Annotated in this window: 23 protein-coding genes and 1 tRNA gene; 17 read left to right on the top strand and 7 right to left on the bottom strand. The window is 49.0% G+C overall.

Features of this window, described 5'->3' with window-relative positions:
- Positions 1-19: 19 nt before the first annotated feature.
- The 7 genes from ACO0LF_RS11580 to ACO0LF_RS11550 all read left to right on the top strand — a co-directional run bounded on the left by ACO0LF_RS11580 (position 20) and on the right by ACO0LF_RS11550 (position 6,270).
- Positions 20-247: an acyl carrier protein gene (locus tag ACO0LF_RS11580; RefSeq protein ID WP_423003693.1), complete on the top strand. Its 228-nt coding sequence runs from the start codon at positions 20-22 to the stop codon at positions 245-247.
- A complete protein-coding gene (locus tag ACO0LF_RS11575) occupies positions 244-996 on the top strand; it encodes an SDR family NAD(P)-dependent oxidoreductase (protein ID WP_423014244.1) in 753 nt (250 codons plus the stop codon). Before ACO0LF_RS11580 ends, ACO0LF_RS11575 begins: the two co-directional genes overlap by 4 nt.
- 18 nt (positions 997-1,014) lie before the next feature.
- On the top strand, positions 1,015-2,556 hold the full coding sequence (locus ACO0LF_RS11570) for an amino acid adenylation domain-containing protein (protein WP_423014243.1): 1,542 nt from the start codon (positions 1,015-1,017) through the stop codon (positions 2,554-2,556).
- Positions 2,557-2,631: 75 nt separating this feature from the next.
- Positions 2,632-3,402, top strand: coding sequence for a glucose-1-phosphate cytidylyltransferase (gene rfbF / locus ACO0LF_RS11565; RefSeq protein WP_423014242.1), 771 nt, complete (start codon positions 2,632-2,634; stop codon positions 3,400-3,402).
- A gap of 5 nt (positions 3,403-3,407) precedes the next feature.
- Positions 3,408-4,451 carry a CDP-glucose 4,6-dehydratase gene (gene rfbG / locus ACO0LF_RS11560; RefSeq protein ID WP_423014241.1) on the top strand — a complete coding sequence of 348 codons (1,044 nt, stop codon included), beginning with the start codon at positions 3,408-3,410 and terminating at the stop codon, positions 4,449-4,451.
- A 32-nt stretch (positions 4,452-4,483) separates the two neighbouring features.
- A complete protein-coding gene (locus tag ACO0LF_RS11555; RefSeq protein WP_423014240.1) occupies positions 4,484-5,047 on the top strand; it encodes a dTDP-4-dehydrorhamnose 3,5-epimerase family protein in 564 nt (187 codons plus the stop codon).
- Complete coding sequence (locus ACO0LF_RS11550) at positions 5,044-6,270, top strand: methyltransferase domain-containing protein (protein WP_423014239.1); 1,227 nt, start codon at positions 5,044-5,046, stop codon at positions 6,268-6,270. The genes ACO0LF_RS11555 and ACO0LF_RS11550 overlap by 4 nt, the downstream gene beginning before the upstream one ends.
- A gap of 12 nt (positions 6,271-6,282) precedes the next feature.
- Here the strand turns inward: ACO0LF_RS11550 and ACO0LF_RS11545 are convergent, their stop codons facing one another.
- Both ACO0LF_RS11545 and ACO0LF_RS11540 read right to left on the bottom strand, forming a co-directional pair.
- Positions 6,283-7,941 (bottom strand): GGDEF domain-containing protein, encoded by a 1,659-nt coding sequence (locus ACO0LF_RS11545; RefSeq protein ID WP_423014238.1) that lies wholly within the window; start codon positions 7,939-7,941, stop codon positions 6,283-6,285.
- Positions 7,942-7,999: 58 nt separating this feature from the next.
- Positions 8,000-8,647: a response regulator gene (locus tag ACO0LF_RS11540; protein ID WP_423014237.1), complete on the bottom strand. Its 648-nt coding sequence runs from the start codon at positions 8,645-8,647 to the stop codon at positions 8,000-8,002.
- Between the two features lie 228 nt (positions 8,648-8,875).
- Here ACO0LF_RS11540 and greB point away from each other — a divergent pair, with 228 nt between their 5' ends.
- A complete protein-coding gene (greB, locus tag ACO0LF_RS11535) occupies positions 8,876-9,424 on the top strand; it encodes a transcription elongation factor GreB (RefSeq protein WP_423014236.1) in 549 nt (182 codons plus the stop codon).
- A gap of 26 nt (positions 9,425-9,450) precedes the next feature.
- A complete protein-coding gene (locus ACO0LF_RS11530) occupies positions 9,451-10,803 on the top strand; it encodes a DUF3422 family protein (RefSeq protein WP_423014235.1) in 1,353 nt (450 codons plus the stop codon).
- 51 nt (positions 10,804-10,854) lie between these two features.
- Here the strand turns inward: ACO0LF_RS11530 and ACO0LF_RS11525 are convergent, their stop codons facing one another.
- The 4 genes from ACO0LF_RS11525 to ACO0LF_RS11510 form a co-directional block, all read right to left on the bottom strand.
- Entirely contained in the window at positions 10,855-13,158 is a 2,304-nt protein-coding gene (locus ACO0LF_RS11525; RefSeq protein ID WP_423014234.1) for a RelA/SpoT family protein, read from the bottom strand.
- 63 nt (positions 13,159-13,221) lie between these two features.
- The gene (gene rpoZ / locus ACO0LF_RS11520; RefSeq protein WP_110253221.1) at positions 13,222-13,425 is read right to left on the bottom strand and encodes a DNA-directed RNA polymerase subunit omega; all 204 of its coding nucleotides are present in this window, start codon (positions 13,423-13,425) and stop codon (positions 13,222-13,224) included.
- Positions 13,426-13,470: 45 nt separating this feature from the next.
- Positions 13,471-14,115, bottom strand: coding sequence for a guanylate kinase (gmk, locus tag ACO0LF_RS11515; RefSeq protein WP_423014233.1), 645 nt, complete (start codon positions 14,113-14,115; stop codon positions 13,471-13,473).
- A gap of 136 nt (positions 14,116-14,251) precedes the next feature.
- Positions 14,252-15,154, bottom strand: a complete 903-nt coding sequence (locus tag ACO0LF_RS11510) for a YicC/YloC family endoribonuclease (RefSeq protein WP_423014664.1) — start codon at positions 15,152-15,154, stop codon at positions 14,252-14,254.
- Positions 15,155-15,296: 142 nt separating this feature from the next.
- Between ACO0LF_RS11510 and ACO0LF_RS11505 the strand changes: the two genes are divergently transcribed.
- The 8 genes from ACO0LF_RS11505 (at position 15,297) to ACO0LF_RS11470 (ending at position 23,586) form a co-directional block, all read left to right on the top strand.
- Positions 15,297-16,310, top strand: coding sequence for a serine/threonine protein kinase (locus ACO0LF_RS11505; protein ID WP_423003667.1), 1,014 nt, complete (start codon positions 15,297-15,299; stop codon positions 16,308-16,310).
- Positions 16,311-16,401: 91 nt separating this feature from the next.
- Positions 16,402-17,337 (top strand): PP2C family protein-serine/threonine phosphatase, encoded by a 936-nt coding sequence (locus ACO0LF_RS11500; RefSeq protein WP_110253225.1) that lies wholly within the window; start codon positions 16,402-16,404, stop codon positions 17,335-17,337.
- Between the two features lie 5 nt (positions 17,338-17,342).
- Complete coding sequence (gene rph, locus ACO0LF_RS11495; RefSeq protein ID WP_423014232.1) at positions 17,343-18,080, top strand: ribonuclease PH; 738 nt, start codon at positions 17,343-17,345, stop codon at positions 18,078-18,080.
- Positions 18,081-18,106: 26 nt separating this feature from the next.
- Positions 18,107-18,697 carry an RdgB/HAM1 family non-canonical purine NTP pyrophosphatase gene (gene rdgB, locus ACO0LF_RS11490; RefSeq protein ID WP_423014231.1) on the top strand — a complete coding sequence of 197 codons (591 nt, stop codon included), beginning with the start codon at positions 18,107-18,109 and terminating at the stop codon, positions 18,695-18,697.
- Entirely contained in the window at positions 18,694-19,953 is a 1,260-nt protein-coding gene (gene hemW, locus ACO0LF_RS11485; RefSeq protein ID WP_423014230.1) for a radical SAM family heme chaperone HemW, read from the top strand. Before rdgB ends, hemW begins: the two co-directional genes overlap by 4 nt.
- Positions 19,954-20,243: 290 nt before the next feature.
- Entirely contained in the window at positions 20,244-21,434 is a 1,191-nt protein-coding gene (locus ACO0LF_RS11480; protein ID WP_423014229.1) for an HDOD domain-containing protein, read from the top strand.
- A gap of 2 nt (positions 21,435-21,436) precedes the next feature.
- A complete protein-coding gene (locus tag ACO0LF_RS11475; protein ID WP_423014228.1) occupies positions 21,437-23,455 on the top strand; it encodes a putative bifunctional diguanylate cyclase/phosphodiesterase in 2,019 nt (672 codons plus the stop codon).
- Between the two features lie 41 nt (positions 23,456-23,496).
- Positions 23,497-23,586, top strand: a tRNA-Ser gene (locus ACO0LF_RS11470).
- Positions 23,587-24,110: 524 nt separating this feature from the next.
- Here the strand turns inward: ACO0LF_RS11470 and ACO0LF_RS11465 are convergent.
- Positions 24,111-24,281: a hypothetical protein gene (locus ACO0LF_RS11465; protein WP_423014227.1), complete on the bottom strand. Its 171-nt coding sequence runs from the start codon at positions 24,279-24,281 to the stop codon at positions 24,111-24,113.
- Between the last annotated feature and the right edge of the window lie 80 nt (positions 24,282-24,361).

Raw genomic sequence — 24,361 nt, 5'->3', positions numbered from 1 at the left:
GCAAAAGTAAAAAATAGATATGACTATAGAAAAAATATTCTCGGAAGTTTTCGGCTTGCCAGAATCCAGCATTATCGATACCTTGATCTTGACAGAGATAGGTAGCTGGGACTCTCTGGCGCACATGATTTTGATCACTCGCCTTGAGGACACTTACCAGATCCAGTTTAGCGGTGACCAGATTGCCGATATGAAGTCAGTTGGCGATGCACGTAAAGCCCTGCTGGTGCAAGGTGCCAGTATATGAAGATTAACGGCATCAATGTCCTGATCACCGGCGGCGGGCGCGGCATAGGCCGGCATCTGGTAGAGCAGCTTGATGAGGCAGGTGCCAGCTTGTTTGTCCTTGAATATGACGAGCATCTTTGTCAGGAATTGACTCAGCTTGCTTCCGGTCGTGTGCGCGCCGTGCAATGTGATGTGGCAAATGCCGAAGCCGTGGATATCGCTATACAGACAGTGGCAGATGCGGGCTTTGATATTGATGTACTCATCAATAATGCAGGCATTATTCATAGCGAGCCTTTGGTCAATATGTTGTCCAGGAACGAGCGTACGCATTCACGTGATAATTGGCGTAAAGTCATGGCGACTGACCTTGATTCTGTATTTTTTGTGACCAGTCGTGTTGTCGATCACATGCTGGTCAAGCGAAAAAAAGGCGTGGTGATTTCCATTAGCTCTATTGCTGCCAATGGCAATGCCGGTCAATCCGCCTATTCTGCTGCCAAGGCTGGGGTCAATGCGCTGACGCATACCTGGGCCAAGGAATTGGGGCCACTGGGTTTGCGCTTTATCGCCATTGCTCCCGGATTTATCGATACACCTTCAACCCGCGCAGCATTGAGCGAGGCCATGCTGGCGAAACTGCAACAACAAGTGCCATTGCGACGCCTTGGAGGTATGCAAGCAGTCTCTCAAGCGGTCCACTACGCGATAGAAAACGATTATCTGACAGGCAGCATACTTGAAGTAGATGGCGGCCTGGTGCTTTAATTTGTTCTTGCTTGGCATATGACTTATATCTCAAATCTGGCTCTGGCTTTTAATGAAATCGTATGTCGCTTTGCGGACAGGCGCGCTTTGTATTATCCCTCTACCGACGAGGCCATCAGTTATCGCTGTCTGAGCGATAAGGTGGAGCAGTTGGCACGTGCACTTCATGCGCGAGGCTTGCGGCAAGGGCAGGTAGTAGCCTTGTTCAATGACAAATCAGCAGATGCTTTCGCCTGCATGCTGGCTTGCTTGCGACTGGGTTTGATCTATACCAATCTTGATCCCGCCAGCCCCTGGGAGCGCTTGCGTAAGATACTGCATACCTGTCAGCCAGCATTGTTGGTCAATAGCTTTCCGGATTTGTCATTCAATGATGGGCAATTTGAAGAAGCAAAAGTCCGGTGTTTGAGACTTGATGAATTACTCATTGCTGTCGAGAGTATTGAGCTGCCAGACTGCAGGGCAGTGTCTGGCAGCTCACCTGCCTACATCATGTTCACTTCTGGTTCCACCGGCACACCCAAGGGCGCAGTGATGTCTCATGCCAATCTGTTGTGGTTCATACAGTGGGCGCGGGACAGATTCAGTGTGACTGAGCACGACGTGCTGACCAATGTGAACCCCAGTTATTTCGATAATTCTGTCTTTGATTTTTATACAGCATTGTTTTCTGGCGCAACTTTGCTGCCATTTACGGTGAAGCAAGTGCATGATACTCGTGCGCTGGTGCGCCTGCTCAATCAGGCGGCTTGTACTATCTGGTTTTCTGTGCCATCCATGCTGGTGTATTTGCTGACGACGCGTGCTTTAAGCAAAACTGATTTGCCCAATATACGAAAAATCATTTTCGGTGGCGAGGGTTTCCCCAAATCCAAGTTGAAGCAATTATTTGATCTGTTTGCAGAGCGGGCCGATCTGGAAAATGTGTATGGCCCGACCGAATGTACCTGCATCTGTTCTGCTTATCATGTTCAGGCTACAGATTTTGATGATATGAGCAATCTCGCCCCCCTGGGCAAGCTGGCACAAAATTTTGATTATGAGATTCTGGCACTGGATGAGCAAAATCCAGACAAGGGCGAATTATTCTTGCGCGGGCCTCAGGTCGGCTTGGCTTATTACAATGATGCCCAGCGTAGCGCGCTGGCCTTCGTGCAAAATCCTCTGCATACACGCTATTCAGATGTGGGCTACCGTACCGGTGACATCGTAATGCGCGATGCAGAAGGTAATTTGCATTTCCAGGGCAGGGCAGATTTCCAGATCAAGCATATGGGATATCGCATAGAACTCGAAGAGATCGAAGCTGCAATCAATACTCTGGGCGAAGTGACTGAGTGTGCAGTGATTTACAAAAAATTTGATAACGGCCTGGGACAGATTATTGCCTATGCTGCTACCAATGTAGTGAGCGAGCCAGCAAATCTGCTCGCCAGAATTGCGGCTATTGTGCCCACCTACATGGTGCCCAGGCATTTGTTTTTCCTGGATGCTTTACCCAAAAATGCGAATGGCAAAATTGACAGGGTAAAGTTGGCTGAAATTGATCTCAAAAATTGAGATTCTTGCGTCCTTACGGGGTCTGGGGCAGACCTGTCGTAAAATGTCGGAAATTTATAGTAAGGAGCAATACGCATGAAAGCGGTAATTCTGGCAGGTGGACTGGGAACACGGATTTCTGAAGAAACCCATCTCAAGCCGAAGCCTATGATAGAAATAGGCGGGCGCCCCATACTCTGGCATATCATGAAGTCATATTCAGCCCATGGAGTGAATGACTTTGTGATTTGTTGCGGCTATAAGGGATATCTGATTAAAGAGTATTTCGCCAACTATTTCCTGCATATGTCGGATGTGACCATAGACATGCAAAAAAATCACATGGAAGTCCATGAGCGCCATGCTGAGCCCTGGAAAGTCACTCTGGTTGATACTGGTGAAGAGACCATGACTGGTGGGCGACTCAAAAGAGTTGCGCCTTATATACAGGATGAAGAAGCGTTTTGTTTTACGTATGGTGATGGTGTGTCGGATGTTGATATTACAGCATCGATCAATTTTCACCGTAGCCATGGCAAACTTGCTACCGTCACTGCAGTCTTGCCGCCAGCGCGCTATGGTGTATTGCAGCGTAATGGCGACGAAGTTCTGGGTTTCATAGAAAAACCAAGAGGTGATGGTGGCTGGATCAACGGCGGATTCTTTGTCTTGTCACCCAAGGTGCTTGACCTGATTGAGCACGATGGCATCAGTTGGGAACAAGCTCCTTTGTCTGGATTGGCAAGCGGGCAGCAATTAATGGCATTTGAACATGCCGGATTCTGGCAACCCATGGATACTTTGCGTGAGAAAAACCTGCTCGAAGAATTGTGGCAATCGGGGAGCGCACCTTGGCGGAAATGGTAAACCGTATGCAACTGGATACAGAGTTTTGGCGCGGACGCAGAGTATTGCTGACAGGGCATACTGGTTTTAAAGGTGCGTGGTTAGCCTTCTTGCTCAACAATCTTGGCGCGGAGCTGACAGGCTTATCCCTGGCACCAAATACTGCACCCAGCTTGTTTACAGCTTTAAAGCTGGAGCAGAATATGCGCAGTCATATTGGCGACATCAGGGATGCTGGATTGGTTAAGCAGGTCGTGCAAGATTGTCAGCCTGAGGTGGTTTTGCATCTCGCTGCTCAAGCCCTGGTCAGACCCAGTTATCGCGAGCCACTGGCAACTTTCGCGACCAATATCATGGGTAGCGCCCATGTACTGGAAGCCTTGCGCGGTCAGACTAGTGCCAAGGTTGCCGTCATGGTGACGACGGATAAAGTCTATCGCAATCTTGAGCAAATACATCCCTATCCTGAAACTGCGGAATTGGGTGGACATGACCCCTATAGTGCCAGCAAGGCTGCTTCTGAATTGTTGATTGCCAGCTACCGTGATTCATTTTTGGCGGAGCAGGGATTGACGGTGGCTGTTGCCCGCGCTGGCAATGTAATAGGTGGTGGTGACTGGTCTGAAGACAGATTGCTGCCAGACGCGATACGTGCGTGGGAAAACGGTCAGACTTTGCAAGTGCGCCGACCACAATCGGTGCGCCCATGGCAGCACGTTCTGGAACCTTTGGCTGCTTATTTGTCGCTGGCCCAGGCCGGGTATCAAGATGCCAGCCTTGCCCAGGCCTGGAATTTTGGCCCTGATGGTGCTGCAACAGTGCGCGAAGTAGTGGAATTGGCCAGGCAAGAGTTTGGCCACGGTGATGTCGATTTCGCAGTCAATGTCGAAGGCGTGCATGAGGCTGGCTTATTGTCACTCGATGCCAGCAAGGCCAGGGAACAATTATCGATACAACCGCGCTGGGATTTATCGGTAGCGGTATCACGCAGTGTGCGCTGGTATGCAGATTTTCTGGCGGGCGTTGCGGCACAAGAACTGTGTCAGCGCGATCTCGATGCTTACTTTTGACCCTGCCATGAAAAAAATTACGATAGAGCATTATGTCTGAACGCTTCGAATTAGTAGCGACACCACTAACAGGTTTGCACGTCTTGAAACGCAAGCCGCTGGGTGATGAGCGTGGTTATCTGGAACGCATGTTTTGTGCTGATGAGCTGGCGCAATTCGGATGGCAACAGCCTATCAGCCAAATCAATCGTACCTTGACAGTAAAAAAGGGCACGTTCCGTGGCCTGCATATGCAGCGTCCGCCGTCTGCCGAGATGAAGTTGATCACCTGCCTGAAAGGCGAAGTCTGGGATGTGGCTGTCGATGTCAGAAAAGACTCTCCGACTTTCCTGCAATGGCATGCTGTGATCTTGTCGGCAGAAAATAAATGTAGTTACTTGCTGCCTGAAGGCTTTGCACATGGATTTCAAACTCTCACTGATGAGGTAGAAATGATGTATTGCCACAGTCAGCCTTATATGCCCACACATGAGCTGGGCTTGAATATATTGGATGAAAAATTGCGAATCAATCTGCCTTTGGCAATATCTGAAATATCCGGGAAAGATCGTGCCTTCCCCATGCTTGACAATGAATTTAGTGGAGTTAGTGTATGAAATGCCGGCATTGTGAACATGAGCTGACAAAACCATTTCTCGATTTGGGCAGCGCTCCGCCTTCGAATGCGTATTTGCGCGCTGACACACTGGAAAACCCGGAAGTCTGGCTACCTTTGAAGCTGATGGTTTGTGATACGTGCTGGCTGGCCCAGACTTTGGATTTTACTGGCCGTGAAAATTTGTTTGATGCAGATTATGCATATTTCAGCTCTTGTTCTGCGAGCTGGTTGAAGCATGCAGAACAGTTCGTTACCACGATGCGGCAAGAATTGGCTTTGGATAGCAATAGTCTGGTCGTAGAGGTAGCGGCCAATGACGGTTACTTATTGCAATACGTGAAGGCAGCAGGCATTCCTTGTTTGGGAATAGAACCGACTACCAGCACTGCCAATGCCGCACGTGATAAGGGCATCCCTGTTATAGAAAAGTTCTTTGGCACTGAACTTGCGCAAGAGTTAAAGGCAAATCAACAGTCTGCAGACCTCACGGTAGCCAATAATGTGCTGGCGCATGTGCCAGACATCAACGACTTCGTTGCTGGCTTCGCTGCCTTGCTTAAACCGCAGGGTGTGGCGAGTTTTGAATTTCCGCATTTGCTGAACATGGTGCAGGAAAATCAGTTCGATACAGCCTACCACGAGCATTATTCCTACTTGTCTTTGCATGCAGTGCAGGCAATTTTCGAAAAAAATGGTTTACAGGTTTTTGATGTGCAGGAATGGCCTACCCATGGTGGCAGCTTGCGTGTACTTGCGCAGCGTAGTGATACTGGGCAGCGCGATCAGCGCGACAGCGTTGCTGGCATGCTGGAGAAGGAAAGAGCAGCAGGAATCGCCGATGTGGCTTTCTATCAAAAAGCGCAAAAACAGGCAGAAAAAGCCAAGTTTGAATTGCTGGAGTTCTTATTGAACTGCAAGAAAGAGGGCAAGAAGGTGGTGGCCTATGGTGCTGCTGCAAAGGGTAATACTTTGCTCAATTTTTCTGGTGTCAGGCCCGACCTTTTATCCTATGTTGTCGATATCAATATACATAAACAGGGCAAATACTTGCCAGGCAGTCGCATACCGATTTTGACTGAAGTGGAGCTGATTGCTGACAAGCCGGATTATGTCCTGATCTTGCCATGGAATTTACGTCAGGAAATCGAGGGGCAGTTAAGCTATATCCGTGCATGGGGTGGCAAATTTGTCACTGCCATCCCCACACTGAGCGTTTTCTAGGCAGTATTTGATTTAACTGGCCTTGATCACCCGGTTTTTCCCGGATTGTTTGGCTTCATACATGGCTTTATCCGCGCGTTTGATGGTGGCATCCTGAGGTTCGCGCGGATTGCGCAAGGCAACACCGGCACTAAAGGTGATAAACAGCCTTTGCTCGTTTGCGGTAAAGAAGTGCTTGGTTAATTCTCGCTGTACCCGCATCATGGCCTGGGCCGCTTCATCAAGTTGCGTCTCGGGCATGATGATGACAAATTCTTCACCGCCATAACGGGCTACAACGTCGATGGACCTTAGGGTTTGCTTGACGATACGCACCAGATGCACCAGGGCTTCATCACCCGCTGCATGACCATGAGTGTCATTGAGTTTCTTGAAATTATCCAGATCCAGCAGGGCGACGCACAGCGGGGTGTTGCGGCGGTCGGCACGGTCAGCTTCGCGCTCGAATACATCGTCCATGCCACGGCGGTTCAGGCTGCCGGTAAGCTGGTCTTCTCTGACGAGCTCACTCATATGGGCGAGCTTGTTTTCCAGTTCCTTGATGCGTGCTTCTGCTTCGCTGACTTCTTTTTGTGCGGCGACTATCATGTCGCGTGAACGCAAGGTTTCAGACTGTACTTCCTTGGTTTCGCTGAGGATGCTGGCTATCAGGGCGCTGACTTCAGATACATTCTTGGCTGAGCTCAGTTGTTGAGAGTAAGCCCCCATCTTGTTCTGATAAGCACCCGTGCTATCGGCCATGGCATTTAATCTGTCGATAAACGCTGTCATCATATTTTTGACAGAAGTTTTCGACTCGGCAATACTGTTTTTCAGTACACCTTGCTTGTAGATGACATCCTTCAGGCTGCGTGTAGCTTCTTGCAATGCGCGATGATCGATAGGGCCTGCGATCAGATTTTGTACGACTTCGATTTGACCACGCAGCCAGTTATCATTGTCCAGCAAATCATGGATATTGGTCAGCAGCAGATCAAACAAGCGCAATAACAATTCCTGCTGCTCTGCACTATCACCGCTTTGCAATTCAATTTGAAAGCATAATTGCTTGAGACGACCAGCAATTTGATTGAGTTCACCTTCATTGACTGCGGCTTTCACCGACATGCCCAGACTCTCGGATTCGCCAGCGAGCTGAGGCGTTGGCTTCAATAAAGAGGTGAGGGCGAGCGTCAGGGTACGATAGAGCAAATCCTTGAGTATGCGCAGACGTGGGTCTTCAACCGGACCGTCGTCTACCAGGGAGATATTCTTGCTGGCGGCAGGCACTGGGAGTGGGTCATCTACCAGGCTGATATTGTTACTGGATGTACTTGGCGGTGCTGTAATGCGCTCGGCCAATTGCACCAGGCCCCGGCCATAATCTTGCCAGTTACCTGTCTTGATCGCCCGGCTGAAGCGTTGGCCATATGTTGCCATTTCACCCGTCGAGATTTGCAGACTGTTGGCGAAATTGGCGAGCAAAATTTCTGCTTCCGAGATTTCAGGAGCTGCTTCTACTGGAGGTTCTGGCGGAACATCTGGCGTATCTGGTATGCCGGCGATGTCATTATAAAGTTTGCGATAAGCTTCTGGCGTTGGCGCAATTCTTTGTATCGCCAATTGTCTGAATGTCTCACGCGCAATATCGGTAGGGCTTTTGAATTGCGTATTATTTGGAGTTTTTGACATTTTGCTTTGCCAATGATCTTGCTAACAAGAGTGTTGCCGGCGACATCGAAGTTATCGTTTAATCTACAAGCTGATTTTTGATAGCGTAATGCGTTAATTCAGCATTGTGCCGCAATTTCATCTTCAATAGAATTCTGGAACGGTATTCACTAATGGTTTTTACAGAAAGTGACAATTCTTTGGCAATATCGCTGACAGACTTACCGGATGCAATCAAGGTCATGGTCTGGAACTCGCGGTCAGACAAGGTTTTGTGCAGTGCATCTTCATGCTCCTGATTCAGGTTGTTGGCCAACTCTTGTGCCAATTGAGTGCTGATGTATTTCAAACCGCGCGCAACCTGGCGGATGGCATCCAGTATTTGCGTACTGCTGCATTGCTTGTTCAAAAAACCGGATGCACCTGCCTTCAGGGCGCGTACTGCATACTGGTCTTCCCTGTGTATGGAAAACATCAATACGGCAATACCGGGTTTTTCAGATTTGATTTGTTTTAATACCTCAATACCATTTTTGTCTGGCAGGACAATATCCAATAACATGACTTCAAAATCGAGTTGGCGGCTTAAGCGTATTGCCTCCAGACCTGCTTCTGCCTCTGCAATAACGGCGATATCTGTTGTGGTTGAGATAATACTTTTTACCCCCTCCCTGACCACGGCATGATCATCGACGATGAGTACATTGATTGCTGCTTTTTCTGTCATGCAAAATCCATTTCTAGTTCAGGCAACTTATCAATACCAGTGTGTGATTGGTAAAATTAAGCCTGTTACGCAATCTGAGAGTTCAATTTTATCCAGAGATATAGCGAAATATATCGAAATATAGCGAATGGTAATGACAAGTAAAGTATTCGTCTATTTTATAAGCTAAGTGTGGACTTTCGGTGCCACAAAGAAAATTATTTTGATCAAGTCCGCTACAATGCCTATATGAGCAAAGCATTTATCAAAGAATCAGATCCTGACGACGAAGAAGAATTCGGCGCGCCAGCTATTCCGGCAGGTGTGAAAAACTATATGACGCCAGAAGGACATAGGCGCATGAAGGATGAGTTTTTACATCTCATGGATGTTGAGCGCCCTGAGATTGTCAATATCGTGCACTGGGCTGCATCCAATGGTGACCGTTCAGAGAATGGTGACTATATCTATGGCAAAAAGCGTTTGCGTGAGATAGACAGGCGCATACGCTTTTTGACCAAGCGCCTGGATATTGCCGAAGTATTTGACCCGCGCATACATCATGGGTCTGACCAGATTTATTTTGGTGCAACAGTCACCTATGAAAACCAACACGGCGAAATGCATACGGTGACTATCGTTGGTGTTGATGAATTTGATCCCCTGCAAGGCAAGATCAGCTGGATTTCCCCAGTGGCCAGAGCACTTATCAAGGCCAGGGTTGACGATACAGTGACGCTGCGTACGCCTGGCGGGATAGAGGAGTTGACCGTACTTGAGGTCGATTATCCGGCATAAGATTTCTAATGTTCCTGTGATGTCCCATGTCTATTGCTTACTCGAAACTTAATCATCCCTTACGCATACCACTCGCCGCTGAAGTTCATTCCCGGCCTTCACTGCGTCTGCATGCCCCGGAAACGCTGACCCATCTGGCGATTTTTGCCAGGAATGACGCTCATTTGGGTGGCGATAACCTGTTTACCCAGCAAGTGATACTTGGTGATTTTTGCCGTCATTTCGCGGTAGCCAGCCCGTCTGGCGATGCCAAGTATTTTTTCCACGATTTTGGGCGTTTTCGACTTAAATGGGAATGCCATACAGAGTTTGCCACTTATACTTTCGTTGAGAATGCGTCAGAGCAAACAGAAGCCGCCCCGCAAGAGCTCGAGTTGGCACAAGTATTTGCGCAGGCGCCTTTGCGACATTTACCCCAACAGTGGTTGTTTGAGTTGCAAGAAAAAGTCATGGTGGCGACCCATGTGGCACTGATTCCTGCTAGCCAGGAATTTAACCCTCCTTCCTCTGTAAAACAGATATTTGAAGGCGGGGTCGTGGTAGGTAGTGAGGTCCTCAGTCGTGGCGAAGTATGGACAGATTTTTTGATACAGGCAGATGGCTTCAGCCGTTTTGTCGTCAAGGATAATGGTTTTCTGGACCAGCAAGCCGGGCGGACTGTACAGCGCTTATTGGAAATTGAAACCTACAGGATGATGGCCTTGCTGGGTCTGCCACATGCGCAAGGTGCTTCTTCGGTCTTGAATGACATAGAAAATGAGCTGGTAACACTGACAGCGGCCATGACCGTGTCAGGCAATACGCAAGCTGAAACTAGTTCTACCGATGCTGAGCAAGGGGTGTTGCGCCAGATTATTGACCTGGCTGCCCGAACAGAAAAACTGGCTCTGGAAAACAGTTATCGTTTTGCTGCCTCCAAGGCGTATTTCAAGCTGGTGCAGTCACGCATTGCAGAGTTGCGTGAATTCAGGGTAGAGGGTGTACCCACCATAGGTGAATTTATGGATAGGCGCCTGGCACCTGCGATGAATACTTGTGAAGCGATTGTGCGCCGCCAGGAAACGCTGGCTGAACGTATTGCCCACACCAATGATTTGCTGCGTACCAGAGTGGGCATAGTGCAGGAACAGCAAAATCGCAAGATATTGCAAAGCATGAACGCTCGTGCTGCCCAGCAGCTACGCTTGCAGCAGGCGGTAGAGGGTTTGTCCGTCGTGGCGATCAGTTATTACATGACAGGTTTGGTCTATTATGCTGGCAAGGGGCTCAAGGCTGCGGGTTTGCCGGTCAATCCAGATTTGCTGGCTGGCTTATTGCTGCCGGTGATTGCGGGTGTGGTGTGGTGGGGATTGCGCAAACTGCACAAGACCATGCATTAGGTGAATAAAAAGAACGCAGCTGAAACGTCGTGATTTTGTGGCTGCGTTTTTTTAACCGTGTTCCCTGACTATGCGCGTCACGCCGTTCAAATGCTTGATGTTGCGCATGATTTTTGCAAGGTGGGTGCGGTCTTCTATCTGTATCGTGAAATGAATATTGGTCATGTCATTGGCATCGCCATCTTCCATGTTGACATGACTGATATTTGCATCTGACTCGCCAATTTCAGCAGCAATGCGTGCCAGGGCGCCACGTTCATTGGTGACGGTGACGGAAATACGGCAGTCGAAGCGACGGTTCAGGTCTTCGCCCCAGTTGACGTCTATCCAGCGGTCAGGCTCCTTGATATGCAGGCGCTTGGCATGCTCACAATCATCTGTATGCACCACCAGGCCCTGGTCGCGCTTGAGTTGGCCGACAATGCCATCACCAGGGATGGGCAGGCAACATGGAGCCAGTTGTACCGACAAGCCTTCACTGCCATAGATAATGACAGGATCGCGCTTGTTATTGATTTTTTCACCGAATTGCTGGAAAGGGATGGAAGGTGAATCATCTTCTACCAAGTCCAGGATATGTCTCGCTACCAATGCCGCCATGCGCTTGCCTATACCGATATCGGTATGAATTTCATCCAGGGACTTGGCGCTGGATTCATTGAGCAATTTATCGACCAGGCTTACTGGCAAATCTGGATTCAAATTCACGGACACCAAAGCCTGCGCCAGCAATTGCTTGCCCAGTTCTGTCGACTCATTCAGATTGATGGTGCGCAGATAATGGCGTATGGCGGATCTGGCTTTACCGGTACGCACGTAGGTCAGCCAGTTTGGCGTAGGACGCGAATTGGGCGAGGTGATAATCTCGACGATATCGCCATTCTTCAGCTCAGAGCGTAATGGTACCGGCTCATGATTGATGCGGGTGGCAATCGCCTGGTCGCCAATATCAGTATGGATGGTGTAGGCAAAGTCCAAAGCTGTTGCTCCGCGTGGCAGGGCAATAATTTTGGATTTTGGGGTGAATACATAGACGGAGTCAGGGAACAGATCAATTTTGACATGTTCCAGGAATTCGGCGGAATCGCCGGTCTGCTTTTGGATGTCCAATAAAGACTGCAGCCAGGCATGCGTGCGCTGTTGCAAGTCAGTCAGACTGCCTTCTTCATTTTTGTACAGCCAATGTGCAGCCACGCCCGATTCTGCCACATGATGCATGTCGCGCGTGCGTATCTGGAATTCCACCGGAGTACCATAAGGACCTATCAACGTGGTGTGCAGGGATTGATAGCCATTGGTCTTGGGGATGGCAATATAGTCCTTGAACTTCCCAGGCATGGGCTTATACAAGGCATGCAGGCTACCTAAGGCATAGTAGCTGTCACGAAAATCATTGACCACGATACGGAAGCCATACACATCCAGTACCTGGGAAAAACTTAGGTTCTTGTCATGCATTTTGCGATAAATACCGTACAGGGTTTTTTCGCGGCCATACACTTCGGCCTTCAGGCCTGCTTCGATCAGTGCGGTTTTCACCGCATCCATGATCTTGTTGACGACTTCGCGTCGGTTACCACGTGCTGCCTTGACCGCTTTTGACAGTGTGCGGTAACGCATGGGGTAAAGATGCGAAAATGCCAGATCCTGCAATTCGCGATAGATATTATTCAGACCCAGTCTATGCGCTATAGGCACATAGACATCCATGGTCTCACGTGAAATGCGGCGCTTCTTTTCTGCCGACATGAAGCCCAGGGTGCGCATATTATGCAAACGGTCTGCCAGTTTGACCAGGATGACACGTACATCTCTCGCCATCGCGAGCAGCATCTTACGGAAGTTTTCTGCCTGCGCTTCTATCTGGCTCTGGAATTCTATCTTTTCCAGTTTGGATAAACCATCTACCAGGGTGGCGACAGGTGCGCCAAAACGTTCTATCAACTCATCTTTTTTGACATCCTGATCTTCCATGACGTCATGCAACAGCGCAGCCATGATGGCCTGCACATCAAGCTTCCATTCCGCGCAGATTTCTGCCACAGCAATGGGATGAGAGATATAGGGTTCGCCAGATTTGCGTACCTGGCCCAGATGCATTTCATCCGAAAAGCGATAGGCTTCCTTGACCAGTTTCAATTCACTGGCTGACATATAGTCGCTGATGCGATTGGTTAAGTCAGTAATCGAAGCAACACCGGTATTCGTCGAAGATGCACGAATACTGTCTATTTCATCCAGAGGAGAGGTGTGTTTGTTGATAGCGTTGGCTGGGCTGCGCATGGCAGCCAGCGCGACTGAAGCTGAATCGGCCGGATTGCTTTCCAGGGATGAATGACTATCATTAAGGTTCATTCTGTGATTCCCGGCCGGATAAAGGCTTTATGAAGGAGCGGCTAAGAATGCAGGTGCTGCGGTTTACACCGGCACTTTTTTGAGCATTTCTATACCAACTTTGCCTTCAGCGATTTCACGCAGGGCGATCACTGTAGGCTTGTCCTTGGAGTCAACTTTAGGTGTGTGGCCTTGTAACAATTGACGTGCGCGATAAGTGGCGCACAATGTCAACTGAAAGCGATTAGGGATTTGTTTCAATGCATCTTCAATGGTAATACGTGCCATGTTTTTTCCTCAATACGAACTAAATAACTAAATTGGGTGTGCGAATTAATTCGCGTTGGCGTGAATGCCAAGCTGAGCAAACAGCTCGTAGTGGCGTGTTGCCTGTTGTGCAAATCGGCAGCGTGTTGCCCTCACGATTGCATTCAATTCTGACAAGGCTGTCGCAAAGTCTTGATTAATAATAACATATTCGAACTCTGGAGAGTGCGCCATTTCACCGCCTGCTGCCAAAATGCGCTTGGTGATGACATGCGGTTCGTCCTGGCCGCGCTTCTTCAGACGCTCTTCGAGTGCCGGAATGGACGGCGGCAGGATGAATATGCCAACCGCGCCAGGGAACTGTTTCCTGACTTGTTGTGCGCCTTGCCAGTCTATCTCCAGCAAGACATCGGTGCCTGAACGCATCTGCTCTTCTATGATGATGCGTGAAGTGCCATAGTAATTGCCATGGACTTCTGCTGACTCCAGGAATTCGCCTTGCGCCTTGCGTGCCAAAAAATCTTCCGGTGTCGTGAAATGGTATTCGCGACCATCTTGCTCACCTGGGCGCGGCGGGCGAGTGGTGTAGGAAATCGACAATTTTATGGCCGGTTCTTGCGCCAGCAAGGCATTGACCAGCGTGGACTTGCCAGCACCAGAGGGGGCGGCCACCACAAACAGACTGCCTGCAGTCGAATTATTGGTTTGCATGAGTATCCTCCGGTGTGGTTGTTGAGTTCATCTGCAAGACTGCAAGAGGCACTTTGACTTCTGGTCTACGGCGCGCACCTGATCTTGTCATCTTTCCCAAGAAAAAGAGTGCGCGAGTATAAGCAAATGCGCCTGTTTATTCAAGGTTTTGTACTTGTTCACGCATTTGTTCTATAAAAAGCTTCAATTCCATGGATGCATCGGACAATTCTTTAGAGGCAGCTTTAGATCCCAGAGTATTCGCTTCACGATTCAACTCTTGCATCATGAAATCCAGTCTCTTGCCTACCTGGCCACCTTTTTTCAGTATATGCCTGGTTTCTGTCAGATGTGCCGACAGGCGCGCCAGCTCTTCCGCCACGTCCACGCGTATGCCGTACATGGTCACTTCCTGGCGTATGCGGTCGAGAGCTTCTTCGCGGGTGATGGTCTGGCCAGCATTGCTACCGCTGGATTGCAGGGCCAGGCCTAAAGCTTCTTCCAGTCTGCTAGTGGCTTTTTGCTGGAATTGCTGGACGATATGTGGCATCAGCGGGGTAATGCGGGTAACGATTTCTTCCATGGCGGTGATACGGCTCAGCAGTACCTGCTCCAAGGCTGCACCTTCACGTTCGCGGCTGACAACAAATGCTTCCAGAGTCTTGTTGATGGTGTCAGTGATCGCAGTTTGCAAGAATTCTGCATTGATCTCGCTTTCTTCTATGACACCAGGCCAGCGCAGGATTTCATTGGTGCTCAAAGGGGCTGCATCCGGGAATTGCTGCTTGAGACCCGCCTGGAAGCTGGAAAGTTGCTCAAGCAAAGTGCTGTTGAGGCTCTTGTTGTGTGTTTCTGTCAGTTTTTTGCCAAAACTGAAGCGACATTCCACTTTGCCGCGTGCCAGCTTGCGTGTGATGGCCTCGCGAAATTGCGACTCAACCGAACGAAACTCGTCATTAATGCGAAATTGCAGGTCTAAAAAGCGAGAATTGACGCTTTTAATCTCTATAGTGATGGTGCCAGCCTCGGTTTCATTGGTGCTGGTGGCATAACCTGTCATGCTAAAAATGCTCAAGGTATTTCCTTAAAAAGGCGTGAACTGTGGATTAGATTGGCAAAATTGCGCATTGGACACTAGGATATTCTTTACAAATACCGCAATAATCAACACAATCCGTTTTGTATAGTGAATTGGACGATTGATGGCCGCACAAAATAACGCACCTCTGCCAGATGGACTGGAGATTGCCGGATACCGCATTGTAAAGAAAATTGCGTCCGGTGGCTTTAGTATTGTATATCTGGCTTCTGATGAAGATGGCAACGCAGTTGCAATTAAAGAATATTTACCCAGTTCCCTGGCTTTGCGCCAACAGGGTGAGCTGGTTCCGGCTATTTCCAATGAAAATCTGCCGATTTACCGTATAGGTTTGAAATGCTTCTTTGAAGAGGGGCGTGCACTGGCACGTATCTCTCACCCCAATGTAGTCAGTGTTATCAATTTTTTCAGAGCCAACGAGACTGTCTACATGGTCATGGCCTACGAATCTGGCCGCTCACTGCAAGAACATATACTACGTCGTCGCGACAAAGGTGAGAAACCGCTGGTATCTGAGCGCTTCATACGTCGGATGTTCAATCAGGTCATGAATGGTTTGCGTGAAGTGCATACCAATAAGCTGCTGCATCTGGACTTGAAACCTGCCAATATCTACCTGCGTCTGGACGGCACACCTATTTTGCTGGACTTTGGTGCAGCCCGCCAAACCCTGAAAACCGACATCCCCAAGCTCTACCCAATGTATACTCCGGGTTTTGCTGCGCCAGAGTTGTATCAAAAGAATGGTAATCTGGGTCCCTGGACTGACATTTATAGTATTGGCGCTTCTATCTTCGCCTGTATGGTGGGCGCGCCGCCGCAGCCATCCGATCAGCGCAAGACCAGTGACAAGATGGAAGGTCATTATCGCAAGCTGGAAGGTTTGTACTCCTCTGAACTGATAGAAGTAGTGCGCTGGTGCCTGCAACTTGACCCGCTGGAACGGCCACAAAGTGTATTTGCCTTGCAAAAAGCCCTGGCTATTCAGGCGCAACCGCAGCGCGAATTGACTTTCATGGAAAAAATGACCTTGAAGTTCAAGACTTTCATTGGTAGTGGCAAGAGAAAGAAAGTAGAAAGCGACCATACAACGATACAGGAAAGCACCCTGAATTGAATGCCGCTTCTGGCCAAAACCCAGGATAAATGACTATGCTTTATCATTGGTTTTGTTTCTATTAATAGTTATTATAAGTTTTTAAAATCTCATGCGTTTTTCCGTTTATCAAGAAAGTCATATTGGTGGCCGCAAGGTTAACCAGGATCGAATGGGGTATAGCTTTACCCGCGATTCGATTTTGCTTTTGCTGGCGGACGGCATGGGTGGTCATATCATGGGCGAGATGGCCGCTGCCATTGCCATGCAAACCATAGGCAACCTGTTCCAGCAACAGGCCCACCCCATGATAGGGCGACCTGAGCGTTTCATGGAGGACAGCTTCCTGGCCGCTCATCAAGAGATACATCGTTACCGCGCCATCAATAATTTGCCGGAAACCCCGCGCACCACCATCGTTGCCTGTCTCATACAAAATGGCTATGCCTATTGGGCGCACTGTGGTGATTCACGTTTGTACTGGATGCGCCAGGGGCAGATTTTGCTGCGCACTAAAGATCACTCCCGTCTCGAAACATTGATTGCCCAGGGCAAGGTTGATCCGGCAGAAAGACATACCCATCCTGACCGCAATAAATTGTTTAATTGCCTGGGTGCACCCAACGCGCCTATCGTTGAATTGTCGCGCCGCGCCGTTTTGCAGCCTGGTGATTTGCTCCTGCTATGCTCTGACGGCCTTTGGTCTGTCCTGCCTGACCATATGCTGGCCCAGCGCCTGCATGATCACACCATCGTGCGTGCTGTGCCTGAGTTGATACGCTCGGCAGTCGATATCGCTGGCAAGCAAAGCGACAATGTCACCGCCCTGGCCATGATGTGGGAAGGTGATGACAGAATGGATAACTCCACCATCATCTCTACCAATACCTTGCCCATAGGTTCGGTCACCACTACCATACAAGCGCCTGTTGATGCTGAAATGGAAGTGACTGATGGCGATGTCTTTAACGACGCAGAAATTGAAAAAGCCATAGCAGAAATTCGTAACGCGATACACAAATCATCACGCATCACCTCCAAGAACTAAATATCATGTCAAATTCATTTCGCCCTAGCGGGCGTGCACCGGATGCATTGCGTCCGGTGGTTATCAGCCGTCATTTCACCAAACATGCAGAAGGTTCAGTCCTCATCGAATTTGGTGATACCCGTGTTATCTGCACCGCCAGCATAGAAGATAAAGTCCCCGGCTTTTTAAAGGGCAAAGGGCAGGGCTGGATGACCGCAGAATATGGCATGCTGCCACGCTCCACCCATAGCCGCATGGACAGGGAAGCGGCCAAGGGCAAGCAATCTGGACGTACCCAGGAAATTCAGCGCCTGATAGGCCGCTCCCTGCGTTCTGCTTTTGACCTGGAAGCTTTTGGCGAACGTACCCTGCATATTGATTGCGACGTCATTCAGGCTGATGGCGGTACGCGTACTGCATCCATCACTGGTGCCATGGTTGCCGCTTATGATGCGTTTTCCAAACTGGTAGAACGTGAACTCATACCCTGCGTACCACTCAGACATTTTGTTGCAGCGATCTCGGTGGGCGTTTATCAATCGCACCCTGTGCTGGACCTGGATTATCCTGAAGATTCGCAATGTGATACCGACATGAATGTCGTCATGACTGAACACGGCCACTTTGTGGAAGTGCAGGGCACTGCTGAGGGTGAAGCATTTGACCGCATGACCATGAACACCTTGCTGAATCTGGCGCATGACGGCATCGCTGATTTGATTGCCTTGCAAAAAGAAGTCCTGGGTTTGCAGGTAAGTTGATTGTAAGCATGAACATAAGTACAAGCATGAGCAAAAACCAACAAATAGTCCTGGCCTCGAATAACCAAGGCAAGCTCAAGGAGTTTTATCAGATATTGTCGCCTCTGGGCATAGACCTCAGGGCGCAATCTGAATTTGAGGTGCCTGAGGCTGAAGAGCCTTATCCCAGCTTTGTAGAAAACGCCCTGACCAAGGCCAGGCACGCATCCCGCCTGACAGGCTTGCCTGCCCTTGCGGATGATTCCGGCATTTGTGTCAATGCCCTGAAGGGCGCGCCAGGTGTGTTGTCAGCCCGTTTTGCCGGTGAGCCCAAGTCTGATGCGCGCAATAACCAAAAACTCATCGCAGATTTGGCTGGTGTAGCAGACAAATCGGCCTATTATTATTGTGTGCTGGTATTTGTGCGTTCAGAATTTGATCCGCAGCCTGTCATCGCTGATGGTGTGTGGGCGGGTGAAATCATTGCCGATGCCCGTGGTGAAAATGGCTTTGGCTATGACTCACATTTCTTCATCCCCAGTTTGAATAAGACTGTGGCAGAACTCGCAGCAGTAGAAAAGAATCAATTGTCACACCGTGGGCAAGCCTTGCGCGCCCTTGTTGAAAAACTGAAATGATACCCATCAAGCCCATAGCGGCAAGCCAGCCTGTACCAAAAAAATCACCGGATTTATCGAATATACCCGGTGACGTGGCCAGCCAGTATCTTGCACCAGGCAGCCTCAACCTGACGCAGTTGCCACCGCTATCGCTGTACATCCATTTCCCCTGGTGTGTGCGCAAATGTCCTTATTGCGATTTCAATTCGCATGAAGTCAAAGGCAGTTTTGACGAGTCAGCCTACCTGGATGCCATGCGTGCTGATCTGGAAGCTGCTTTGCCATTGATCTGGGGTCGCAAGATATATACCATTTTCATTGGTGGTGGTACGCCCAGCCTGATGTCAGCAGCGGGGCTGGATAGATTGCTTTCTGATGTACGTACGCTGTTGCCACTTGATGGCAACGCAGAAATCACTATGGAAGCCAATCCCGGTACCTTTGAAGCAGAAAAATTTCGCTCTTATCGCCAAAGCGGTATCAATCGCTTATCGATAGGTATACAAAGCTTCAACTCTAAACACCTTGCAGCTCTGGGTCGTATCCATGATGGTAATGAGGCGCGCCGTGCCATAGAAATCGCCCAGGCAAATTTTGATAACTTCAACCTTGACCTGATGTTTGCGTTGCCAGGCCAGACTCTGGATGAAGTCAGGGATGATGTGGAGGCTGCCATCTCATTCGCGCCACCGCATCTGTCGCTATACCACCTGACACTGGAGCCCAATACTTATTTCGCCAAATTCCCGCCTGCCATACCTGATGATGACCTCAGCGCAGAAATGCAGGACATCATCCATGGTCGCATGGCTGCTGCAGGTTATGGCAATTATGAAGTCTCTGCTTATGCGCAAGCGGGCAGGGCATCAAAACACAATCTGAACTACTGGAATTTTGGCGATTACCTCGGCATAGGTGCGGGTGCACATTCAAAAATATCCTTCCCGCATCGCGTGATACGTCAGGCGCGTTACAAGCAACCCAGGGCTTATATGGATGCCATGGCTGCCGGTAATTGCGTACAAGAGTCGCTTGAAATTCCAACGGATGAAATGGGTTTTGAATTCATGTTGAATGCATTGCGCTTGCAGCAGGGTTTCAAGGTCAACCTGTTTCAAGAGCGCACCGGTATGTTACTCAATAGCATAGAAAAAGAATTGCTGATCGCCGAAAAGAAGGGTTTGCTTTATCGCGATCATGAAATCATTTGCCCAACACCATTAGGCAAGCAATTTTTGAATGATCTGCAGCAAATATTCCTCGGCAGTGACTAATTTATTCACATAATTTAACCAATAAAGCATGGCATATTTGCTATAGCTTTATTGGTGAAATCTAAAATATCCTCTATCCTGATAGCTATGTAGCAGTAATTGCAATACCTGCTGCTAAATCAACAGTTCTGCAGCTGTTCGGCGATTTTTCGCCAAGTTTCTAATAATTGTGTCAGCTCCGTCCAAAAAGTATCAAAAAACCTCATCCGTCGCTTTAAATTGTGTTGCAATTGGTTAATTCCCAAACTAATATCTCTACCAATTTTTGTAACATTTGAAGTACGCCCTCTATGACACTGGCCCGTGGAATTGGCACTTTCTTGCCTGTAATGAATAGCAAGCAACAACTGCTTGCCTTGCAAGCTGATTTTGGCGTCTTGCCTGTCAGTGAAGTCATTTCTTTGCTCCAGTTTTTGCAAGAAAAAGAGATTTTCTCCAAACTCACTGGCATCTCAGTTTTGATCCGGGCTGCAGATCCTGTTCTTGTTCCGTCCGATATTGATACGCGTCTGCCGTTGGCGCGCCTGCTGTTATCCGTACCCGCCAAGGCAACAGAAGATAAAGAAGCGCAAACCAGGCTCAAGTATTTCAGCTCTCATGGTGCACGCATCGTTATTGATGAAATTGAGGCATATGACAATCCCATTTGGGAAGGTGCAAAAAAAATCAGTGCTGACTGTAGCAAAGATATCCCTGCACAAGTCAAACCCTTGATGATACGTCTGCATGGTGGCAATCATATAGCCCACAACCTGCCCAATGCCGCCTTGCAGGAACAAGCCAATGAAGCTGGTTTCAAATGGTTCTCAGGTGATTATGCATTCCATCCACCCGTCAATAACAAGGCCGCGGATGCAACAGCCAGAACGCGCCTGCTCAAACTGCTAGGCTTGGTTGCACGCGATGCTGAATCGCGCGAGCTGGAAGAATTATTCAAGCAGGATGCGACGCTCTCCTTCATGCTTTTCAAGCTCGTTAGCTCGGCCGCATTTGCGCAAACTGTACGCGTATCCAGCTTTGGTCAGGCTATTAATTTATTGGGGCGCAGACAGTTGCAAAGATGGCTGCAGTTATTGCTGTACGCCCGTCAGCAAGATCATCATGGTGGCTTAAATCCCTTGATGCCACGTGCCGCTTTCCGTGCCAGCCTGATGGAAGCAATTTGCCTTAAACGCGGCGGCAATAAAGACGAACTGGATTGTGCCTTCATGGTCGGCATGTTTTCTTTGCTGGATAAATTGTTTGGCAATCCCTTGATTGAAGTCTTGCAGCCATTGAACCTGAATTCTGAAGTGCTGAGCGCCTTACTGCAAAAGGCAGGTGCCCTGGGTAAAAGCCTGGATTTGGTCGAAAGGGCAGACCGGCCATTCAAGGATTTTAATTCTGGCTTGATAGAAGAGCTTGGCCTGAGCGCCGACGATTATTATGAATGCGTGATCACCGCTTATGCGTGGGTCAATCAGGTTTGTCAGGACATGTAGAGATGAACAGACTACCTGCGATAGACGATCTTGAAGTCGGTGCCAGTCTGGGTGAGGCAGTCTTGTGCCTGCACGGCGAAGAATTGGACGCTGCTTTAAATCGCATAGTCAAAGAAGTTTTTCATAATGCCAATGCCGCATTTAAACGCGGCAAGATTGATACCCAAAAAGCGCACGCCGATGTACTGTGCATGGCGTCGCCTGAAACCTATTACGTCTTGTCTGGCAAAAAAGGGCAAATCAACGAAGCCGACCTGGCAAAATTAAACACCCTCGCCAGCCTGACAGCCAAATTGTTTTCCAGGCGTGCCAAACTTGACGAGGAAATGCAGGCGTCGACACAGGCACAATGGCAGCAGAACCAGATCATTGATCAGATTCATGAATCTGTCGTTACCATGGACCTGGCAGGCTTCATCCTGAGCTGGAACCGTGGCGCAGAAAAACTGTTTGGCTACGCTGCACCAGAAGTCATAGGCAAGAACATTCTGTTTCTGTACGACGATGAAGATGAAACTGGCATGCAAATGTATGACAGTTTTCTGGAGCATGGCGGCCGTGAAATGGAAGTGCGCCGCAAGAAAAAATCTGGTGAAGTCTTTTGGGCCAGCCTCAATCTTTCTCCTTTGTGTGATGCACAAGGACTACCCATAGGCATCATAGGTTACCTCAGCGATATCACCGCCCGCAAAGAAGCCGAACAAAAGATTAATCACCTGGCTTATTACGATGGCCTGACCAATTTGCCCAATCGCAGCCTGTTCAGGCAACTGGTTGATAATGCGCTACTGCATTCACAAAGAAATAACACCAGCGCCGCCATCATCTTTCTTGACCTGAATCGTTTCAAGCTCATTAACGACACCCTGGGTCACGATATAGGGAATGAATTGCTGCGTCAGGTAGCCGCCAGATTTTTACTGACCCTGCGTGAAAACGATATTGTTGCCCGTTTAGGTAGTGATGAATTCGCCATTGCTGTGCTAGATATCAACCAGCATTTTCATGCCAGCCTGGTGGTGCAAAAACTCCTGCATGCCTTGAATGATGCTTTCATCGTCTCTGGCCATGAATTGCGCGTCGGTGCCAGCATAGGCATCAGCGTTTTCCCACAAGATGGTAATGACGCCAATGCCTTGCTGCAAAAAGCTGACATCGCCATGTACAAGGCCAAGCGCAGCGCCGGAAATGTATCTGGCAGCTTTGTTTTTTACAGTGACAGCATGAATCAGAGTATTGCTGGCAGGCTGTACCTTGAATCGAGCATGCGCAAGGCCCTGGAAAACCAGGAATTCTATTTACAGTACCAACCCAAGGTCGATATAAAAAGCGGCAAAATCATCGGTGCAGAAGCCTTGCTGCGCTGGCAGCATCCAGAAAAGGGTTTGATCTCTCCGGCAGAATTCATCCCCGTCGCAGAAGAAACCGGCCTGATACTGCAAATCGACGCCTGGGTACTCGAAACCGCCTGTGCTCAGGCCAGGGAATGGCAAGACAGCGGCATAGCGCCATTCCGCATCGCGGTCAATGTCACTGCAAGGGAGTTCACCAACAACCTGCCATTGCGCGTTAAAGAGGCCCTGCAGCGCTATCAGATTTCCCCGCAATGGCTGGAGCTGGAAATCACCGAAAGCATGCTCATGCACAGCACGGAGAGCGTCATCGCCATCATGGAACAAATCACTGCCCAGGATGTCGTGCTGGCGCTGGATGATTTTGGCACAGGTTATTCCAGCCTTTCTTACCTCAAGCGTTTCCCCATAGATACGCTCAAGATAGACCGCTCCTTCATCCTCAACATCCCCACAGACCAAAACGACTGCGCCATCGCCAGCGCCATCATCATGATGGCCAAGCAACTCAACCACAAAGTCATCGCCGAAGGCGTAGAAACCCCAGAACAACTGGCTTTCCTCATCAATGCCGGTTGCGACGAAGTGCAGGGCTACCTCTATTCTCGACCCGTCAGCCCCCAGCAATTACTTACTTTGCTAGATAAAAACTTCCATTTCGAGATTTGATCCTTGCTCAAGCCGCACACTCAGGTTATACTTCTGGGCTCGGAAGCTTGGCAGAGCGGTTGAATGCACCAGTCTTGAAAACTGGCGAGGTGTTATAGCCTTCGTGAGTTCGAATCTCACAGCTTCCGCCAACGAATACGAAAAAGCCCTTGATTATCAAGGGCTTTTTTATTTGTGCAGTGGTTTTTCTCTTGTATAAGAAACCACGCGAAACACCAAAAAGGGCCGAGTTGCGGAAACTACTTCCGCAACTCTCATATTTAACGGGTGGGTTTTACTTCTTCACCAAGCCCGCGGTAGATCTTTTTAGTGATTTCCTGTTCAGTGTGACCAAGTAATTTATTTGTACCACTGATATCTACGATTTCCGTTGCTGCTTTGATACGTATATTCTTGAATTGAAAATTTGATATCCGCGTCGATAAAGCAATATCACCACCTGCTGCAGCCTTTTGTACCGCATTTGCTCTAGCAGCTTCAAATCTAAGCCTTAAAGTCCCTTTGTTTAAAGGCTAATTATTTGGCAGTGTCACTAGAGCAGCTACCCGCATTTCCTGCGCAGTAGACAGCAAACGTTCAAGGATTGCCCCAAGTTGTGACTGCGTTTCATCAGCACCTAGGACGATGCGCGAATAAATTCTTCGTCTTGCCCTATTTAACCAGCAAAGCGCGGTCCTGTATATCCGCTATCTTCATTTTCAATACGCCCTTTGATGGTCAGTGGCAAAGACAGATTAAAGGTCTTGGCGGCGCTGACAAGTTGGTCTTTGAGTTCAATATGTTGATTTGCACTGAAAATTGACCCACTTTGCTGGATAAATTGCATCTAAAATTGACCCACGTTTAGCACACAATCCTACTTATCTTGATGAGTAGGGAGCAGGAGTGATTGACGTGGCATTACTA

It is taken from the genome of Undibacterium sp. Di27W (genome assembly GCF_049340345.1).
In the GTDB taxonomy this organism is placed as follows: Bacteria; Pseudomonadota; Gammaproteobacteria; order Burkholderiales; family Burkholderiaceae_D; genus Undibacterium.
Note: the sequence above shows the minus strand (reverse complement) of the source record. Positions and strands in the feature narration are given on the sequence as shown.

Bases quoted from the DNA above. Each gene is read 5' to 3' on its own strand.
- ACO0LF_RS11580 (WP_423003693.1), top strand. From the start codon at position 20: ATGACTATAGAAAAAATATTCTCGGAAGTTTTCGGCTTGCCAGAATCC.
- ACO0LF_RS11575 (WP_423014244.1), top strand. From the start codon at position 244: ATGAAGATTAACGGCATCAATGTCCTGATCACCGGCGGCGGGCGCGGC.
- ACO0LF_RS11570 (WP_423014243.1), top strand. From the start codon at position 1,015: ATGACTTATATCTCAAATCTGGCTCTGGCTTTTAATGAAATCGTATGT.
- rfbF (WP_423014242.1), top strand. From the start codon at position 2,632: ATGAAAGCGGTAATTCTGGCAGGTGGACTGGGAACACGGATTTCTGAA.
- rfbG (WP_423014241.1), top strand. From the start codon at position 3,408: ATGCAACTGGATACAGAGTTTTGGCGCGGACGCAGAGTATTGCTGACA.
- ACO0LF_RS11555 (WP_423014240.1), top strand. From the start codon at position 4,484: ATGTCTGAACGCTTCGAATTAGTAGCGACACCACTAACAGGTTTGCAC.
- ACO0LF_RS11550 (WP_423014239.1), top strand. From the start codon at position 5,044: ATGAAATGCCGGCATTGTGAACATGAGCTGACAAAACCATTTCTCGAT.
- ACO0LF_RS11545 (WP_423014238.1), bottom strand. From the start codon at position 7,941: ATGTCAAAAACTCCAAATAATACGCAATTCAAAAGCCCTACCGATATT.
- ACO0LF_RS11540 (WP_423014237.1), bottom strand. From the start codon at position 8,647: ATGACAGAAAAAGCAGCAATCAATGTACTCATCGTCGATGATCATGCC.
- greB (WP_423014236.1), top strand. From the start codon at position 8,876: ATGAGCAAAGCATTTATCAAAGAATCAGATCCTGACGACGAAGAAGAA.
- ACO0LF_RS11530 (WP_423014235.1), top strand. From the start codon at position 9,451: ATGTCTATTGCTTACTCGAAACTTAATCATCCCTTACGCATACCACTC.
- ACO0LF_RS11525 (WP_423014234.1), bottom strand. From the start codon at position 13,158: ATGAACCTTAATGATAGTCATTCATCCCTGGAAAGCAATCCGGCCGAT.
- rpoZ (WP_110253221.1), bottom strand. From the start codon at position 13,425: ATGGCACGTATTACCATTGAAGATGCATTGAAACAAATCCCTAATCGC.
- gmk (WP_423014233.1), bottom strand. From the start codon at position 14,115: ATGCAAACCAATAATTCGACTGCAGGCAGTCTGTTTGTGGTGGCCGCC.
- ACO0LF_RS11510 (WP_423014664.1), bottom strand. From the start codon at position 15,154: ATGACAGGTTATGCCACCAGCACCAATGAAACCGAGGCTGGCACCATC.
- ACO0LF_RS11505 (WP_423003667.1), top strand. From the start codon at position 15,297: ATGGCCGCACAAAATAACGCACCTCTGCCAGATGGACTGGAGATTGCC.
- ACO0LF_RS11500 (WP_110253225.1), top strand. From the start codon at position 16,402: ATGCGTTTTTCCGTTTATCAAGAAAGTCATATTGGTGGCCGCAAGGTT.
- rph (WP_423014232.1), top strand. From the start codon at position 17,343: ATGTCAAATTCATTTCGCCCTAGCGGGCGTGCACCGGATGCATTGCGT.
- rdgB (WP_423014231.1), top strand. From the start codon at position 18,107: ATGAGCAAAAACCAACAAATAGTCCTGGCCTCGAATAACCAAGGCAAG.
- hemW (WP_423014230.1), top strand. From the start codon at position 18,694: ATGATACCCATCAAGCCCATAGCGGCAAGCCAGCCTGTACCAAAAAAA.
- ACO0LF_RS11480 (WP_423014229.1), top strand. From the start codon at position 20,244: ATGACACTGGCCCGTGGAATTGGCACTTTCTTGCCTGTAATGAATAGC.
- ACO0LF_RS11475 (WP_423014228.1), top strand. From the start codon at position 21,437: ATGAACAGACTACCTGCGATAGACGATCTTGAAGTCGGTGCCAGTCTG.
- ACO0LF_RS11465 (WP_423014227.1), bottom strand. From the start codon at position 24,281: ATGCAATTTATCCAGCAAAGTGGGTCAATTTTCAGTGCAAATCAACAT.